Genomic DNA, 17,590 nt, shown 5'->3' on the forward strand with positions numbered 1-17,590 from the left:
CGGTTTTGGACATCACCGGCGTGCCGCCTGCCGCTGACACCACATCGACGGTGTTCCAGGAAAGACGCGGGTCATGAATGATTTTCGCACCCGGGTTTTTCTCAAGGAACGCTTCCGCCAGCAGGCCGACAATGTAGTAGCCCTCGATGAACAGCCCTTTCTCGTCGAACAGGAAGCAGCGGTCGAAATCGCCGTCAAAGGCAATGCCCATATCCGCGCCGTGCTCAATCACCGCGTTACGGGTGTCGTCGCGGCACTCCGGCAGCAGCGGGTTAGGAATACCGTTCGGGAAGTTGCCGTCCGGGGTGTTGTGCACTTTGATGAAGGTCACCGGCACGTTCAGCGCTTTAAAGCGGGCTTCCAGGGCATCCACCACCGGGCCGGCCGCGCCGTTACCGGAGTTGATAACCAGCTTCAGCGGCTTGATGTTCGCCACGTTGATGTAGCCCAGCAGGTGATCGATATACTCTTTTTGCAGGTTAATTTGCTTATAGCTGCCGCGTTTCGCGTCGTTTACCGGCGGGAAATCGTTGGCTTCCGCCAGACGCTGCACGTCGCGCAGGCCGGTGTCGCCGCTGATAGGACGCGCACCTTTGCGCACCAGCTTCATGCCGTTGTAGTCCATCGGGTTGTGGCTGGCGGTCACTTCAATACCGCCGTCCACGCCCAGGTGGAAGGTGGCAAAGTAAATCTCTTCGGTCCCGGAAAGTCCGATATCCAGCACGTCCACGCCCGCGTCCTGCAACCCTTTCGCCAGCGCCAGCTTCAGGGATTCACTGGTCAGACGCACGTCGCCGCCCAGCACGATGGTCTGCGGCTTCAGGTATTCGCCATAGGCGCGGCCAATGCGCCACGCGATATCTTCATTCAGCTCTTCGCCCAACTTGCCGCGAATATCGTAGGCTTTAAAACAGGTTAATTTTTCCATGATGACCCCTTTTTCAGGCAACAGTCGGCCCTGACCACTAAATGGCCAAATTGATTTTTTTGTCATTCGTAGGCCCGGCAAGCGCAGCGCCACCGGGCGTATTGCAGAGTGCTACACCCGGCCGTAGCGATCCTGGAAGCGCACGATATCGTCCTCTTCCAGATACGAGCCGGAGCGCACCTCAATTAAATCGAGAGGAATTTTCCCCGGGTTCTCCAGACAGTGCGTGGCCCCCAGCGGAATATAGATGGACTCGTTTTCACCCAGCAGTTTGACTTCGCCGTCGATGGTGACTTTAGCCGTGCCCGCCACCACGACCCAGTGCTCGGCGCGGTGATGGTGCATCTGCACCGACAGCCCTTCGCCCGGCTTCACGGTGATGCGTTTCACCTGATAACGCTCACCTGCATCGATGGAGTCATATTTTCCCCACGGACGGTACACTTCGCGGTGAATGTGGTGTTCGTGTCGGCCATCGGCCTTGATTTGCTCGACCACTTTTTTAACGTCCTGCACGGCGTTACGGTCGGCAATCAGCACGGCGTCTTTGGTCTGGACAACCACCAGATCTTTCACCCCAACCGTGGTCACCAGGCCGGACTCGGCGTAGACGTAGCTGTTTTCCGTTTTGTGGCTAATGACATCGCCGTGATGGACGTTACCCTCCGGGGTATGGGCGCTGATCTCCCACAGTGAGGACCAGGAGCCCACATCACTCCAGCCCGCATCCATCGGAACCACAACGGCGTCGGCCGTGCGTTCCATCACCGCATAGTCAATGGACTCTTCCGGGCAGGCGAGGAACGCCTCCTCATCCACGCGGATGAAGTCGAGATCCGGGTCCACCACTGCCATCGCCTTCTCACAGGCATCCAGAATATCCGGACGGTATTTGCGCAGCTCTTCCAGATAGCGCCCGGCACGGAACAGGAACATCCCACTGTTCCAGTAGTACTCACCGCTGGCGACGTAGGCCTGAGCGGTTTCCAGATTCGGTTTTTCGACAAACTGCGCCACATCAAACGCCACGCTGTCGCCTTCGCCAGGCGTCACATTACCGCGGCGAATATAGCCATAGCCGGTTTCTGGCAGATCCGGCACGATGCCGAAGGTCACCAGTTTGCCGCTTTCGGCGTAAGGGATCGCCGCACGCACCGCCTCGCGGAACGCCTCTTCCTGCTGGATAACGTGGTCTGCCGCCAGCACCAGCATCAGCGGGTCACAATCAGGACTGCTGCGTTTTGCCGCCAGCGCCGCGAGGGCGATAGCAGGCGCGGTATTACGTCCGGCAGGCTCCAGAATGATGTTTTCTGTGAGTTTATTCAGCTGGCGCAGCTGCTCGGCAACAATAAAGCGGTGCTGTTCGTTACAAATCACCACCGGGCTTTCACACTCCACACCGTGCAGACGGTTTACCGTCGTCTGCAGCATGGTGAGGTCACCCTTCAGGCACAGAAATTGTTTTGGATAAAGCACGCGGGACAGTGGCCACAACCGGCTCCCGGATCCACCCGCCATTACGACCGGATACAAAGTGGTTTGACTCATGATTTATCCCCGTATATCTGCAATAAATTGACTCAGCACGTTCTCTTTCTCGAGCGTGCGTTCGGCATATTCACGTGCCACCGTGTTCACTTTCGGCATGGCAAGTGCCTGTTCAATGCCGGTGACCAGTGCCGGGACCGATTCCGGTTCGACGCACACGGCAATCCCCGGATAGCTGTCACACAGCTGGCCTAATTCAGTTTCGGCTTCTGCCGTGATCACCGCGTTGCCGCCCACCGCCAGAATGTTTGTCAGCTTGGAAGGCAACACCGCATCCGCCGCGCCACGTTTTTGTACCACCAGATGGCAGTCGCCCATCTTCAGCAGCGCAGGTAACGCCTCGTAAGACTGAAGCGGGAAGAATTTCACGTTGCTCAGGCCGCGTTCGCTGACCATCTTTTCCAGCCGCGCTTTCCCGCCGCCCTGCCCGACAATCACAAACATCCACGGATGCTCGTTAAGCTGCTGAGCCGCTTCAATCACGCTTTCCAGCCCTTGCTTTTCGCCGATGTTGCCTGAGTAAAGAATGATTTTTTGGTCTTCAGGCAAACCGAGTTGGGCGCGTAGCGTCTGAGCGTCCTGCTCCGTCACGTCGCGAAAACGCGCCACTTCGGACCAGTTCGGGAAGAAGATCACCTTCCGGGCAGGTACGCCCTTCTCCTGCGCCTTGTTCATCATCGAGCGTGAGATGGTCGAAACGTAATCCACGTTATGCAGACCGCTACGCTCAAAGGCGCTGGCGAGCTTCGCCACTTTTCCACCCTTGCCTTTGCCTGCCATCCCCAGGCCCAGCATGGCGTCCACTTCATAATCCTGTATGTGCAGCAGGGTGCGTGCGCCGGAGAGTTTGCCCAGCAGGCGCATGCCCGGCGTGCAAAACAGCGTCGGCACCACACCAATGATGCGATCCGGCTTCCAGCGACGCTGCGCCATCAGCGGGAAAAAACTGCTCAGGGCAAAGCTGCCGAGATGCAGTAGCCGTTTCAGCGTCGAGGGCTGCTTAGGTACATAAAGCGGGCAGCGCCAGACGGTTGCCGCCCCCTCTTCACGACGGTAGCGCCAGCTTGAGTAGCGCTCACCGACTTTCCATTCCGGGTAGTACGGCGGCGCGGTAATGACCCGCACGTCATGTCCCTGGCTCGCCATCCACTCGACCATCTCGCCGGTATATTTTCCGATACCGGTTAATTCCGGCGAGTAGTTAATTCCGTATACGAGGATTTTCATATGCCTGGCACCTCGGCCTGACGATCCGCCAGGAAATACGCCCGACTGTTGTCATGGACGTTCTCGCTTGCCAGAAGCGGCTCCGGTGCCAGCCAGCGGTAGTCGTCATGCTGAGCATCAGGCAGACGCAGGTCTGCCTGAGTCACCTTCAGGCGGAACCCCAGCACGATGTAGTGCGTGGTGAACCCGGTGCCTGAAAAGTTATCGTCATAGAAGTGCTGCCAGACCCCGTAAAACTGGCCCGCCGCCATCGGCAGCTGGAGGCCCAGTTCCGCCAGAGTGAGACGCTCAAACGCATCATGAAGCGTCTCATCCTTCTGCACGCGCCCGCCGGGCACGAACCAGAAGCCCTGTGCAGGACGGTTGGTTCGTTTCCCCAGCAAGAACTCGCCGCGTTCGTTCTCCACGATCAAATCAATCGAGATGAGCGGAGTGGAACGCACCACCGTGGCAAAATCTTCCTGACTTAAAAACATCGTTACCCCCGGAAGCGGTGCTGGTTTTCCAGGAACCACTGGTAGGTGCTGGCCAGCCCCTGCTCCAGTGATACCTCGTGATACCAGCCCAGCTGATGCAGACGGGTCACGTCCAGCAGTTTGCGCGGCGTGCCGTCCGGTTTCGTCGCGTCAAACACCACGCGGCCTTTGTAGCCCACCACCTGCGCGATGGTTTGCGCCAGCTCGCGAATGGTGCAGTCCACGCCGGTTCCCACGTTGATGTGCGACAGCATCGGCTCGGTGTTCTCCTGCCACACTTCGCGATCCAGCTCCATCACGTGAATGCTGGCGGCAGCCATGTCGTCCACGTGCAGGAATTCGCGCATCGGCGTGCCGCTGCCCCACACCACCACATCCGGTGCGTTCTCGGCGGTCGCCTCGTGGAAGCGACGCAGCAGCGCCGGGATCACGTGCGAGTTGCTCGGGTGGAAGTTGTCGTGCGGTCCGTACAGGTTGGTCGGCATCACCGAGCGATAGTCGCGGTTGTACTGACGGTTGTAAGATTCGCAGAGCTTAATCCCGGCAATCTTGGCAATCGCGTAAGGCTCGTTGGTTGCCTCCAGCGTGCCCTGCAGCAGTTCGCTTTCCGCGATCGGCTGTTTTGCCATTTTCGGGTAGATGCAGGATGAACCGAGGAACAGCAGCTTATTCACGTTGTGCAGGTGCGCCGCGTGAATGATGTTGCTCTCAATCATCATGTTCTCGTAGATGAAATCCGCCGGGTAAGTGTTGTTGGCGACAATGCCGCCCACTTTCGCCGCCGCCAGATACACCTGGTCAATGTGTTCGTTAGCAAAGAAGTCCTGCACCGCACGGCTATCGAGCAGGTTCAGCTCGTCGCGCGTGCGGACAACCACTTCTACGTCACCGCGCTGTTCCAGCTGGCGAACAATCGCGGAACCCACCATTCCGCGATGACCGGCGACAAAAATACGTTGTTTTGTCATTCTCAGGACTCCAGCGCGATGGCAACCTCGTAGCCATGAGACTTGAGCAGGGAGTGTTTTTTCGCTGCTTCAAGATCTTTGGCGACCATCTCGGAAACCATCTCCTGCAGAGTGATTTCTGGTTTCCAGCCCAGTTTCTCGTGCGCTTTGGTTGGGTCACCCAGCAGGGTTTCCACTTCAGCAGGACGGAAGTAACGTGGGTCAACCTGAACAATGACGTCGCCTGGTTTCACGCCTGGCGCGTCATGGCCGGTTACGGAAACAACGATACCTTTCTCTTCTACGCCGGTACCTTCGAAACGCAGCTTGATGCCCAACTGTGCAGCGGCCATCTCAACGAACTGACGCACGGAGTATTGAACGCCGGTCGCGATCACGAAGTCTTCTGGCTGTTCCTGCTGCAGCATCATCCACTGCATTTTCACGTAGTCTTTCGCATGGCCCCAGTCACGCAGGGAGTCCATGTTGCCGAGGTGCAGGCACGATTCCAGACCCTGGGCGATGTTCGCGATAGCGCGGGTGATTTTACGGGTAACGAACGTTTCACCGCGACGTGGGGATTCGTGGTTGAACAGAATGCCGTTACAGGCATACATGCCGTAGGATTCACGGTAGTTCACGGTGATCCAGTAGGCGTACAGTTTTGCGACCGCATACGGAGAACGTGGGTAGAACGGCGTGGTCTCTTTCTGTGGGATTTCCTGCACCAGACCGTACAGCTCAGAGGTAGAGGCCTGATAGAAACGGGTTTTCTTCTCCAGACCCAGGAAGCGAATCGCTTCCAGCAGACGCAGAGTACCCATGGCGTCAACGTCAGCGGTGTATTCCGGGGATTCGAAGGAGACCGCCACGTGGCTCATCGCGCCCAGGTTGTACACTTCATCCGGCTGCACTTCCTGCAGGATACGGGTCAGGTTGGAGGTATCGGTCAGGTCGCCGTAGTGCAGGTGGAATTTCGGGTTTGCCGCGTGAGGATCCTGATAAATATGATCGACACGTTCGGTGTTGAACGAAGAGGCACGACGTTTAATACCGTGTACTTCATACCCTTTTTCCAGCAGGAACTCTGCCAGATAAGAACCATCCTGCCCGGTAACGCCGGTGATGAGAGCGACTTTAGACATGTTTATATTCCTCTACTTATGAATTTAATCAGTTTCAACGCGTTCGCGTATCACCACTGCGGGGTTGCCACGGCAAACTTTATTTGCCGGTAGCGATTTAAAAACGCTGCTGCGGGCACCCACTACCGTGCCATCGCCAACAGAAACACCAGGTGCAACAAAAACATCCGTTGCCAGCCAGCATTTTTCACCAATCACAATAGGCGAAGCGGTAATATCAAAATGCTGACTCATAAAATCGTGGCTGCCGGTGCACAAATAACACTTCTGTGACACCACCGAATTTGCGCCAATCGTAATTTCGCCAAGGGTATATAACACCGCGTCATCCCCTACCCAGGCGTAATCCCCAAGCGTTAATTTCCAGGGGTAGGTAATTTTTACCGAAGGTCGAATGACTACGTTTTTTCCGATTTTTGCGCCAAACAGACGCAATAAGAATGCTCGCCAGCGGTACAATATTTGTGGTGACCAGGCAAATAACGTTGCCTGAACGGCCCACCACAGCTGCACTTTAATACCGTTGCCGCCCCGAAAGCCTTTCGGCACGGAGAAACCCTTCAAATCCTGCATTGCGTTTCCTTATATTCAGGCTTTGTTATATAAGGTTTTCGTTTTACCTGTCGTCCGCAGGCGTAATAAATAAGACAATTCCGCCCAGAACCCCGGCACGCGTAATATTTTGCGCTGCACGTTTTTGGCATCCTGGCACAATTCCAGATTATTCGATGTTGACACGCCACCCATTGAGAATTCAGAGACCAGCCCTTTAATTCGACGGAACGGATAGCCCGACTTATACAGACTGGCGGCCAGGGCATAATCCGATGACACTTTATACTGCAAATCGTATGGCTGTTTTTTCAGACCGTTTACCGGGAAGAAAATGGCCTGATGGCTGGCGGGCAAACTGTGGTAGATATACCAGCCTGGCTTTGCGCTGCGGCACACTTTATGCCCATCACCAAAATCAAGCAGTGCATCGCCGATATACATGGCCTCCTCTTTCTGACGCGCCAGCTGACGGGCAAACAGCGCCACGTCATCATGGAAAACATCGCCAGAATTGAGGAAGATGGCATAACGACCCTGGGCCATGTTAATGCCCTTGTTCATCGCATCGTAAATGCCTTTATCTTTCTCGCTGATGTACCGTAAGTTGAACTCACCGTTGAGTTTTTCCAGAAACTCCGCCGTGCCATCGTTCGAGCCGCCGTCGACCACAATCCACTCAAAAGTGAGGCTTGGATCGCGCGCCAGGTTGCGCAGCGAGCGCCAGGTTTTTACCACCCCTTCGTAATTACGAAAAGCGACAGTAATGACGCTAAGAAACATAAATCACCTCATTTCGTCATACGTTCGTAATATTAAGCGCTTTGCGCAAAATAAACGGACAGACAATCAAGAAAGCATATTCCGGGCTAAATATTGACCCGGTAAAAAACAGCGACACCGGTGTAAACAGATAAAGTTGCACGCGAAAGTTCTGGTTATCACCAAACGCGTTAATCATCATTTTGAAAACTTTAAACAGATACCACAGCGTCAACAGTACGGCGAACCACGAAAAATAAATAATTAACAGATACAGACCATTGTCTATGGTTTTACCGACATCCGCACCGTTAAAGATTCCGAATGATGCAACATATTCGTAAAGTGAGCCGAATCTTACTACACCATCAATATGGGTTAAGGAATAACCCACCATCACCAGCGGACCAATGATGCGATAATAGGACGATGAGCCTTCTGTTCCCAAATCTCCCAGACGTTCTGAGATGTACGGGAACGCAAATATCACGCCGACCAAAAATACCGTCAGGGAGATAATCGCCAGCGGCAGTTTTTTCTTAATCGCATCTTTGTTCAGGTACTGGAACGCCCACTCCAGCAGGTAAAACAGGATAAATGTCATTACCCCTGAGAACGATCCAGACAGAACAATTCCTGCAAGAATCATAGCATCGGTCTTAGGTGTTTTGATACCAAACTGTTTGATGCTGAGCCAAATTGAGATTAACGCCAGAGCGAAGAACGCCGGTTCAAAATAGAGCGCCGTGGTACGCTTTCCGCCAAACTTAATGAAGTTCAATACATAGCTGTTGCTGTAAATGAGATATTTCGAAATTATCTCCATCAGGCTGCTGCCACCGGTGAGAATAATTTGCGCCATTTCCAGTGCAGCAAGCATAACAATTAACGCAACGGCAATATAAAAGAACCTGAGGATTTTCCGATAATTGTGCGGAGAAATCGTTTTAAACCGAATACTCCAGACCATGCCGATAATAATGACAATATAGACAAACAGCATGGTGGAGGTGACGTATTTACTGGCATCCAGTGACTGACCAAAGATGTAGTTAAACAGCGTCAGGCCCGTGCCCAACCCCAGGGCAATCATCAGCTTCTTCAGGTTGATTTTATCGACATACAGCAGAAGCAGAACGGGCAAGAAGGTGACGATGGTTATCGGGAAGCTTTCGCCAAGCTGGGCAATTTTGACGTTGACCAGCAGGTAGATCAGCGGCAGCAGCAGATAACTACAGATTCTGATAGAACGAGACATACTCCTCCAGCATCTGTTGTCCACTGTAGGCCTTGCGGCTGCGGTTGCGGAACGATTCCAGGTCAGTGCCAAAAACAGTCTCAGCGATCTGCGCCTTCGGCATCTGCACCAGCGGCAGCACTTCCCCTTCCGAGAACGTTTTACCGCCCGACTTTTCCAGCACTTCACGCGCGGCATCGCTGTGGGTGGCAATCACCGGCACGCCGATGGAAAGCGCTTCGCAGAGGATCAGCGGGTAGTTATCCACGCGGGAGCTGAACACCAGCGCATCCATGCCGTTAAGCGCGCTCATCAGTTTGCGCTTGTCGGTTTCAAACCCGTGGTTCACGACGTTCGCCCCTTCGAACGGGGAAAACTTGCCGAAGGTATGCAGTTCAATCTTGTCACCGAGCGCCATCATGTCGCGCACCAGCTGCTGGTTGGTTTTGCCGTCGTAACGCAGGTCATGCGCAACGATGGCGATTTTCGGTTTACCCGCGGTGTCCGCCACCGGCGTCAGCTCCGCCAGAATGGCTTCCGTCGCCACGTCGATACCGTTGTTGATAATCTGGCAGCGCCCTGCCCCGTAAAGGCTGTTGAAGGCATCGGCCACGTGCTGGCTCGGGGAGATAAACGTGCAGCCGAGCGAGAGCATGTCGCGGAACAGTTTGCGCTTGCCGGTCACCAGCTGGTGAGCACGATCCACTTTCACCGGCGGGTAGTTGCTTAACGTCGGGCATTTCTGGCAGTTATCCTTCCAGCCTTCGCAGCCGTCGGTAAAGGCGCAGCGTCCGGTCACGCTCCAGTGATCGTGCAGCGTCCAGACGAAGCGTGTATCAGGCTTGTGCGCCTGCACCTTCTGACAAAACGCCACCACCTCTTCCAGATTCAGCCAGTAGCTGTGCAGGACGTGGAAATGCAGCACAACCGGGCCCGTGGTTCGGGTCACAGTGCGATAAAGATTATTAAGGTTGCCAAACAGATCGCGGTTAAACAGGCGGAACAAGGCAATGTTGGCCATCGAGGTCAGACGCGGCGTGTGCTTTTGCACCTGCGGGAAGTTATCGTGACTGACGCTTTTCTTGCCGCCTTTGCCGTAGCCATAAATAAAACGAGACTGAAGTCCTTTTTGCAGTGCGCGCTGGTGCAGATCCAGGGCCACGCCTGCCGCTCCGCCTTCAGCGAGGCGGACGTTAAATTGCAGAATGTTCATTTAATCACCTTCACGCGGGCCTTTTCTCCCACCACCAGCGCGTTGTCCGGAATGCTGTCCAGCACCACGCTGCCCGCACCAATCGTCACGTTGTTACCGATGGTAATGTCACCAATGATCACCACGTTCGCGCCCAGCTCGACGTTATTGCCGATAACCGGGCAGGCCAGGCTGTCTGGCCCTCGGTTGCCAATGGTGACCGCATGACGAATGGTGAAATCATCCCCGGCGACCACGAACTTATTGATCACCACCGCATAGCCGTGGTGAATGGTAAAGCGGCGGCCAATGGTGGCAGCGGCCTGAATTTCATAACCAAAAAAGCATTCAGTAATAATGCGGTACAGCACCAGAACCGGCGCTGCCCAAAGGTTGTTCAGCACGTTTTTCTTACGCCACACCGAACAAAAATGCGCGATACGGTACGCCAGGACCATGCAGCATGGGCGCAGGCTCCAGCTGTTTGCGCGGCAATCTTCAAGAAACATTATTTCCCCCGAAGTCCATCAGCCAGACGTTTGCCGTTACGGACGGACAGCAGCGTCAGCAGCGTGCGCCAGTTCATGCGCTTATTGCGGATCTGATAGAGGGTAAAGAGCTGATACTTCCGGCTGGCACGGTCGAACTTGTCCTTGTGCTTGCGGTAAAAATGGAAGTAGCCCGAGAACTTCTTCGGCGAGGAGGTAATTTGCATCTCCCCGTGATTGATGTGCAGGATCTGCGTGGCCTCTTCCACTTTCCACGGTTCGCCATACTCAACCACCATCCGCAAGAAGATGTCGTAATCCTGTGCGGCTTTCAGTTCGGTATCGAACAGGCACTCCTTAAAGCGCCATGCCCAGGTGAAAACCTGATTGCCGATAATATTGCGCTTGTAGAACAGGCGGCGAGAATAGGGTGATTTCGGGTACAGCGGCAGGCTGGCAGGCTGCGAATAAACTTCACCCTGACAGACATAGTCGTTGGCATACAGGAACGCATGCGTCACCAGCTGTGCTTTATGTGAAAGGAAGACAGACAGTCGGTTCGGGGTCCATTCGTCATCGTCGTCGATGCCGGTCAGATACTGCCCTTTGGCCTGCATAATCGCCTGGTTACGCACCGCGCATGCCCCGGAGTTAATCGGGTTATGGGTGTACATCACGCGCGGGTCGTTGAGATCGGTGACAAATTTTTGCAGCTGTTCATACGAAGAAGAACAGTCATCCACGATGATCAGTTCCCAGTTGTCATAATCCTGACGTAACACCGACTTGATTGCGCGGATCGCCAGCTGCTGACGATTCCATGTCGGCATATAGATAGAAATCAAAGGGCGTTGTGTGGTCATTTCTTTCTCCTACCCCTCACCCCGGCCCTCTCCCCTGAGGGGATAGGGTGAAAGCGGCACCGAACAGTCCCCTCTCGCCTCAGGGGAGAGGGTTAGGGTGAGGGGTGTAAGGGTATGTTTTGACTGTTATTTACTGTCAGACTTATATTCGTACTCGTAATAACCGTAATCCTGATACCCGGTCGCGCGGCGGAAGATGGAGTTCAGGATCACCCCTTTCACCTCAATCCCGTTCTGCTCGAAGCGGCTCAGGCTGGTTTCCACTTCTTTCAGGGTGTTCACCGCGTAACGTGCCACCATCAGGGTGGTACCCGCATGGCGGCCTACCACGGCGGCATCGGTCACGGCCAGAATCGGCGGCGTATCGATCAGCACCAGGTCATAGTGTTTGCTCGCCCACTCAATCAGCTGGGTGAAGCGTTCGCTCATCAGCAGTTCCGACGGGTTAGGCGGTATCTGACCACGTGGGATCAGATCGAATCTCGGAATCGAGGTCGGCTTGGCGCTCTGGCTAATCTCCCCCTGCCCCAGCAGGATTTCCGACAGACCGTTAACGTTGTTGGTGCCCAGCAGCTCGTGGGTATAACCCTTGCGCATATCGCAGTCGATCAGCAGCACGCGTTTGTTAGTCTGGCTGACGACGGCCGCCAGGTTGGCGCAGACAAAGGTCTTACCGATTGACGGACTGACACCGGTTAACATCAGGACGTTGTTTTTGGCCTGCATCATGGCGAAGTGCAGGCTGGTACGCAGGCTACGTATCGCTTCAATCGCCAGGTCCGTCGGGTTACCCACGGCCAGCAACTGGCTCTGTTTGTATCGCTTAACGCCTTTAATGGTTTTGACGCTGTCACGGGATTTTTGCCACTCGGAAAGCGGGATACTGGCATAGACGTTGATACCACTCTCTTCCAGCGCCTGCGGGCTTTCGATTCCGCGGTTGAACAGCGAGCGCAGCAGCACACCGACAATGGAGAGCATCAGGCCGAGAATAATGCTGCCGAGAACGATCAGCGCTTTCTTCGGCTTCAGCACGCCGGGCTGGGTAATCGCCGGGTCGACGATGCGCACATCACCCACGGTACTGGCTTCGGTGATTTTCAGCTCCTGCTGTTTGTTCAGCAGCTGCATGTACACCTGCTGACCAGATTCCACGTCGCGGGTCAGACGCACAATTTCCTGCTGCGTTTTCGGCATCGCGGTTACGCGGTCGTTCAGCTTCGCCTTCTCTTCTTCCAGCGTGCGACGTTTTTCCAGCAGCGTCCGGTAGGCCGGGTGGCGTTTGGTGTACAGCTTGGAAATCTCCGCCTCTTTGAAGGTCAGCTCGTTGAGCTGGGCGTCGATGTTAACCATTGAATCAAGAACAGACTTCGCCTCCAGCGGCAGGTCGACAGAGTCTTTATCCTGACGGTAAGCGTTCAGTTTATTCTCGGCATCATCCAGACGGGCCCGCACTTCCGGAAGCTGTTTAGCAAGGAAAGCCAGGCTTTTCGCCGCTTCCGCCGACTTACGCTCAACGTTCTGCTCAAGATAGTTGCGGGTGATGCTGTTCAGGATGTCGCGGATTTGATCTTTATCTTCACCGGTAAAGGTCATGCTCAGCACGCCGGTGTCCTTACCGTTTTCAGTCACGGTGAGGTTGTTTTGCAGATTGTTGATCATTCCCAGCGTGGAGAATTTGGTCACGGTGAACTCGCCGCCCTCCTGGGCATGAATGGCGCTCACCATCATGCTGACGCCATCTTTCGTCAGCATCTGGCCCACTTCGCCGCGCGCGCTGAATCCCGCATCGCTGGTCAACTGGTACTGTTTCGGACCCAGCACCGTCAGGGTAAAGGTTTGATCGCCCGCCCCTTTCGGCAGCACAAAGTCAGTCACCTTTACCGTATCGTTGCTTCGTCCCATCAGGCGATCCCAGCCGGCACCAAAGATCGGGAAGGTATTTTTGGTGACGGAGATATCGAGACCGAGGTCGTGAACCGTTTTCCCCAGTACCAGACGTGACTGAATCAGCTGAATTTCAGCGTCGGATGCCGGTGGTTTGTTCGCCAGCGCAGAGCCAATATCCTGCACCAGCGAGTTGCCGGTATTTTGCTCAATCTGCACCAGCGCGTCGGCGCTGTAGATAGGCGTGGCGAACAGCGTGTAGACGACGGCTGCCGCGGCAAACACAGCGGTAATGCCAAGCACCCACCACTTTGCCTCGATAACCGTGCCGACCAGGCGACCAATATCAATTTCATCACTGCCCGAAGTCGGGGCGGCAGAAGGTCTTGTTTTTTCTGTCATTGTTATCCCTGCTGAGCTTTCAGTGCCTGCGCCCACTGTTGGGCAGACTGGTCAAGTAAGGTGTAAACCGCCTCGAAGGCCTCATGGCTTTTGCGATACGGATCGGGGATTTCGCGTTCATTGTCCCAGTGACCAAACAGCATCACCTTGCCGCGCATCTCCGGTGCGATATCGCATAGCGCATGAATATGGCGTTTTTCCATTGCCAGGATCAGGTCATATTCCCGGCACATGCGGCCGGTGACCTGGCGGGCAATATGCCCGTCAAGGGAGAGGTTATGATCGCGGGCCACGCTCGTTGCGCGCTCATCGGCCGCTTTACCGACCAGCGCGCCAAGGCCTGCGGACTCGACGGTCAGTTCAGGCTGGTAGTGTTTCAACAACCGCTCTGCCGTCGGGGAACGGCAAATGTTCCCCACGCATACCACCAGAATTTTGTTAAACATCGCGGATTACCAGGTATGAATGTCGCGCGCCGTATCCGTCATGTAGCGAACGCCACTGATGGTTGGCAGCAACTGGTTGATCAGACGGTTCCAGCGGGCAACCGGCGCGGTAGTGACATACACCACATCGTATGGCTGGAGGCGGAACGACGTTGCCATCACCAGCGAGGTGGCGTCGGACATATCGAGCTGGTAAATGTTGGCAATCTTGCCTTTGTTGCTGGCGTCGTCCTTAAGTGGGCGAATCACGAAGATACCGCTGGCGTTGGAGGAGGTCAGATCGATGCCTTCCGCATTGCCCAGCGCTTCGGTCAGCGTCATGCCGCTGAAGTCCATTTTGAGGGTGCTCTGTTTCTTCACTTCACCCATCACGAAGACTTTCAGATTGTCATTGCGCGGTACGTAGAGAATATCGCCCGGATAGAGAAGGCGGTTCTGGGTCAGATCGCCGTTTTGCATCAGCGCCTGCAGTGAGATGCGCTGCTCTTTGCCGTTGTGGGTCAGGACCACGTTGCGCCAGTCGGCACCGTCGGTTAACCCGCCTGCGGCGTTAATGGCATCCAGAACGGTTAACGGTACGTTGGTGATGGCCTGCTGGCCGGATTTATTGACCTGGCCGGAAATGTAGGCTTTTTGCGAGCGGAATGCGGCAATATTAACGTCCACCTGCGGATCGGCGATGTACTGCGCTAAGCGGCCGGTAATATCACTCCGGATCTCGGCAAGGGTTTTCCCGGCAACATGGACTTTACCAATGTAGGGGTAGAACATCGTGCCATCTGACTGTACCCAGTTCCCGGTGTCGCTTGAGCTACGATACTGGCCCGCTGGCGTGGTCAGTTCGGGGTGGTCCCAGACGGTCACGTTGATCACGTCACCCGGCCCCACGCGATACTGATAAGCGGCGATTTCCTGGTCCAGAGACATATTCGGCTGAGCAACATTCGGACGTGGGCGTAATTGTTCGACCAGACGTGGCGTAAGTGGATAAACATTCACCATTTTGTCGAGATCAAAATCGGCATCCTGTTGCTTGATCACATCCTTACCCATTGTTGACATATTGCTGCCGGGAAAGACCGTGCAACCACTCATCAAGGTCACAGACACCAATAATGGCATCAATTTCATTTTGGATTTCATCATTGATTATTTATCACTTTGGCAGAGTAATTATCCTGTGCAATTTAAATAAGCTTGGGTCGTATTGGGTTTCAGCATGCAGTTAATCAAATAGAAATATAACTGGCATCAGTCCTAAAAAAAGCTTATTCATCCATTGGCTATTGACAGAATAACCGAGGCTGATTCACACGCTTTCAGGCACGCTACCGCCCTTGGCTTTCAGTTACCAATCCACTGACTAAACAATGTGTTATGGATAGACACCCTCTTGAGCAAGGCCTTCTGGAAATATATCAGCCGGGTGAGACACCCAACGGATAATGAATAACCATCCCGGAAGACCAAAACAAAAATAGCAACAACAAGATTTAACATTTGATGCTGGGAGAATTGTTGCAGCTAACCTAATAGCAGGCAAGGAGACAACTGTCCTAATATCTGTTTTTAAGATTAATATTAAGAGCAAAGTTTTGACCTTTTAGGATTTTCTTTATATTGACAAGGCGGGAGTAAAAACCATTATCTGCGATATATCCTAAAATGTTCTCTTTAAAATTAAATATACGTATTTTGCTTATTTACACCCCGATGAGTTTGCTCTCTTTTAAGCGTTTCGTATTAAGAGAAATCTCAGCCCGGCATTGCAATTTTCCCCGGCTTTATCCATGATCGAAGTGTGACAATCGTCATATAACAGAAGGTATTGCTATTACTATGGAATGGATTGCCGATCCATCAATCTGGGCCGGGCTGGTGACGCTGGTCGTCATCGAATTAGTGCTCGGGATTGATAATCTGGTCTTTATTGCCATCCTCGCTGAAAAACTGCCCCCTTCCCAGCGCGATCGCGCGCGCGTAACGGGCCTGCTGCTGGCGATGGTGATGCGTTTACTGTTGCTGGCCTCTATCTCCTGGATGGTCACACTCACGCAACCGCTGTTCTCCGTTCACGGCCTCAGCTTTAGCGCCCGCGATCTGATCATGCTCTTCGGCGGGTTGTTCCTGCTGTTCAAAGCCACGGTAGAGCTCAATGAACGGCTCGAAGGTAAAGACAGCGAGAACCCGACCCAGCGACGTGGCGCGAGATTCTGGCCGGTGGTAGCGCAAATCGTGGTGCTGGATGCCGTCTTCTCCCTGGATTCGGTGATCACCGCCGTCGGGATGGTGGACCATCTGGCCGTTATGATGGCAGCGGTGATTATCGCCATCACGCTGATGGTGATGGCGAGCAAGGCACTCACCCGCTTTGTGAACAGCCACCCGACCATCGTGATCCTCTGCCTGAGCTTCCTGCTGATGATTGGCTTTAGCCTGGTGGCCGACGGTTTTGGCTTCCACATTCCGAAAGGCTATTTGTACGCCGCCATTGGTTTCTCCGTCATGATTGAAGCGCTTAACCAGCTGGCGATATTTAACCGCCGCCGCTTCCTTTCCGCTAATCAGACCCTGCGTCAGCGCACGGCCGACACCGTTATGCGCCTGCTGAGCGGTAAAAAAGAGGATGCAGAGCTGGACGCCGAATCTGCTGCCATGCTGGCCGATCACAGCGACGGACAGATCTTTAACCCGCAGGAGCGCCTGATGATTGAGCGAGTGCTTAACCTTAATGAGCGCACGGTCAGCAGCATCATGACTTCCCGGCATGACATTGAGCATATCGATCTCACCGCCCCCGAAGAGCACATCCGCGCCCTGCTGGATAAAAACCAGCACACGCGCGTGGTGGTGACCGGCGGTGAAGAGGAAGAAGAATTACTGGGCGTCGTGCACGTTATCGACCTGCTCCAGCAGCAGCTGCACGGGGAGGCGCTCAATCTGCGCGCCCTGGTACGCCAGCCCCTGGTCTTTCCGGAAGGATTGCAATTGCTCTCTGCACTTGAGCAATTCCGAAATGCGCGAACGCACTTTGCCTTTGTGGTGGATGAGTTTGGTTCGGTTGAAGGGCTGGTCACGCTCAGCGACGTGATGGAAACCATTGCCGGCAATTTGCCAAACGAAGTGGATGAGATTGATGCCCGCCATGATATTCAGAAAAACGCCGACGGCTCGTGGACGGCCAACGGCCATATGCCGCTGGAAGACCTGGTGCAGTATGTGCCGCTGCCGCTGGATGAAAAGCGGGAGTACCACACCATTGCGGGCCTGCTGATGGAATACTTACAGCGTATCCCGCAGCCAGGTGAAGAGGTTCAGGTAGGTGACTATCGGCTTAAAACGCTGCAGATTGAAAACCATCGCGTGCAGAAAGTGCAGCTCATTCCACTGCGGGATGAGGAAGAACTGGATTTTGAGGTGTAAAAAAGCCGGGTGGCGCTGCTGTATGACCGGATACATAGGTGACAGATCAGACCGGGAACATAGGTAA

At 54.5% G+C, this 17,590-nt stretch carries 16 protein-coding genes; 1 reads left to right on the plus strand and 15 read right to left on the minus strand.

Annotation, left to right across the window (positions count from 1 at the left end):
* The 15 genes from cpsG to ACOTYN_RS24305 form a co-directional block, all read right to left on the minus strand.
* Positions 1-928, minus strand: a 928-nt coding sequence (cpsG, locus tag ACOTYN_RS24235; protein ID WP_421634779.1) for a colanic acid biosynthesis phosphomannomutase CpsG, incomplete at its 3' end; no start/stop codon positions are given.
* 111 nt (positions 929-1,039) lie between these two features.
* A complete protein-coding gene (gene cpsB / locus ACOTYN_RS24240; protein ID WP_023330880.1) occupies positions 1,040-2,476 on the minus strand; it encodes a mannose-1-phosphate guanyltransferase in 1,437 nt (478 codons plus the stop codon).
* A gap of 3 nt (positions 2,477-2,479) precedes the next feature.
* Positions 2,480-3,703 (minus strand): colanic acid biosynthesis fucosyltransferase WcaI, encoded by a 1,224-nt coding sequence (gene wcaI / locus ACOTYN_RS24245; RefSeq protein ID WP_014884499.1) that lies wholly within the window; start codon positions 3,701-3,703, stop codon positions 2,480-2,482.
* The gene (locus tag ACOTYN_RS24250) at positions 3,700-4,179 is read right to left on the minus strand and encodes a GDP-mannose mannosyl hydrolase (protein ID WP_014884500.1); all 480 of its coding nucleotides are present in this window, start codon (positions 4,177-4,179) and stop codon (positions 3,700-3,702) included. Before ACOTYN_RS24250 ends, wcaI begins: the two co-directional genes overlap by 4 nt.
* A 2-nt stretch (positions 4,180-4,181) precedes the next feature.
* Positions 4,182-5,147: a GDP-L-fucose synthase gene (gene fcl, locus ACOTYN_RS24255; protein WP_014884501.1), complete on the minus strand. Its 966-nt coding sequence runs from the start codon at positions 5,145-5,147 to the stop codon at positions 4,182-4,184.
* A gap of 2 nt (positions 5,148-5,149) precedes the next feature.
* Positions 5,150-6,271 carry a GDP-mannose 4,6-dehydratase gene (gene gmd, locus ACOTYN_RS24260; protein ID WP_014884502.1) on the minus strand — a complete coding sequence of 374 codons (1,122 nt, stop codon included), beginning with the start codon at positions 6,269-6,271 and terminating at the stop codon, positions 5,150-5,152.
* A 24-nt stretch (positions 6,272-6,295) separates the two neighbouring features.
* Complete coding sequence (gene wcaF, locus ACOTYN_RS24265) at positions 6,296-6,844, minus strand: colanic acid biosynthesis acetyltransferase WcaF (RefSeq protein WP_023330881.1); 549 nt, start codon at positions 6,842-6,844, stop codon at positions 6,296-6,298.
* Positions 6,845-6,859: 15 nt separating this feature from the next.
* Entirely contained in the window at positions 6,860-7,606 is a 747-nt protein-coding gene (gene wcaE / locus ACOTYN_RS24270) for a colanic acid biosynthesis glycosyltransferase WcaE (RefSeq protein WP_023330882.1), read from the minus strand.
* Positions 7,607-7,622: 16 nt separating this feature from the next.
* Positions 7,623-8,843 carry a colanic acid polymerase WcaD gene (wcaD, locus tag ACOTYN_RS24275; RefSeq protein ID WP_014884505.1) on the minus strand — a complete coding sequence of 407 codons (1,221 nt, stop codon included), beginning with the start codon at positions 8,841-8,843 and terminating at the stop codon, positions 7,623-7,625.
* On the minus strand, positions 8,818-10,035 hold the full coding sequence (wcaC, locus tag ACOTYN_RS24280; protein WP_014884506.1) for a colanic acid biosynthesis glycosyltransferase WcaC: 1,218 nt from the start codon (positions 10,033-10,035) through the stop codon (positions 8,818-8,820). Before wcaC ends, wcaD begins: the two co-directional genes overlap by 26 nt.
* Positions 10,032-10,523, minus strand: coding sequence for a colanic acid biosynthesis acetyltransferase WcaB (gene wcaB, locus ACOTYN_RS24285; RefSeq protein ID WP_014170825.1), 492 nt, complete (start codon positions 10,521-10,523; stop codon positions 10,032-10,034). The genes wcaC and wcaB overlap by 4 nt, the downstream gene beginning before the upstream one ends.
* Positions 10,523-11,365, minus strand: coding sequence for a colanic acid biosynthesis glycosyltransferase WcaA (gene wcaA / locus ACOTYN_RS24290; protein ID WP_014884507.1), 843 nt, complete (start codon positions 11,363-11,365; stop codon positions 10,523-10,525). The genes wcaB and wcaA overlap by 1 nt, the downstream gene beginning before the upstream one ends.
* Before the next feature lie 126 nt (positions 11,366-11,491).
* Entirely contained in the window at positions 11,492-13,654 is a 2,163-nt protein-coding gene (gene wzc / locus ACOTYN_RS24295) for a tyrosine-protein kinase Wzc (RefSeq protein WP_014884508.1), read from the minus strand.
* A gap of 2 nt (positions 13,655-13,656) precedes the next feature.
* Positions 13,657-14,100, minus strand: coding sequence for a low molecular weight protein-tyrosine-phosphatase Wzb (wzb, locus tag ACOTYN_RS24300; protein WP_014884509.1), 444 nt, complete (start codon positions 14,098-14,100; stop codon positions 13,657-13,659).
* 6 nt (positions 14,101-14,106) lie between these two features.
* Complete coding sequence (locus tag ACOTYN_RS24305; RefSeq protein ID WP_332957496.1) at positions 14,107-15,246, minus strand: polysaccharide export protein; 1,140 nt, start codon at positions 15,244-15,246, stop codon at positions 14,107-14,109.
* 693 nt (positions 15,247-15,939) lie between these two features.
* Here ACOTYN_RS24305 and ACOTYN_RS24310 point away from each other — a divergent pair.
* Positions 15,940-17,523, plus strand: a complete 1,584-nt coding sequence (locus tag ACOTYN_RS24310; protein WP_023330884.1) for a TerC family protein — start codon at positions 15,940-15,942, stop codon at positions 17,521-17,523.
* Positions 17,524-17,590: the final 67 nt, after the last annotated feature.

This window comes from Enterobacter cloacae complex sp. IR5458 (assembly GCF_049238025.1).
Classification (GTDB): Bacteria; Pseudomonadota; Gammaproteobacteria; order Enterobacterales; family Enterobacteriaceae; genus Enterobacter; species Enterobacter kobei.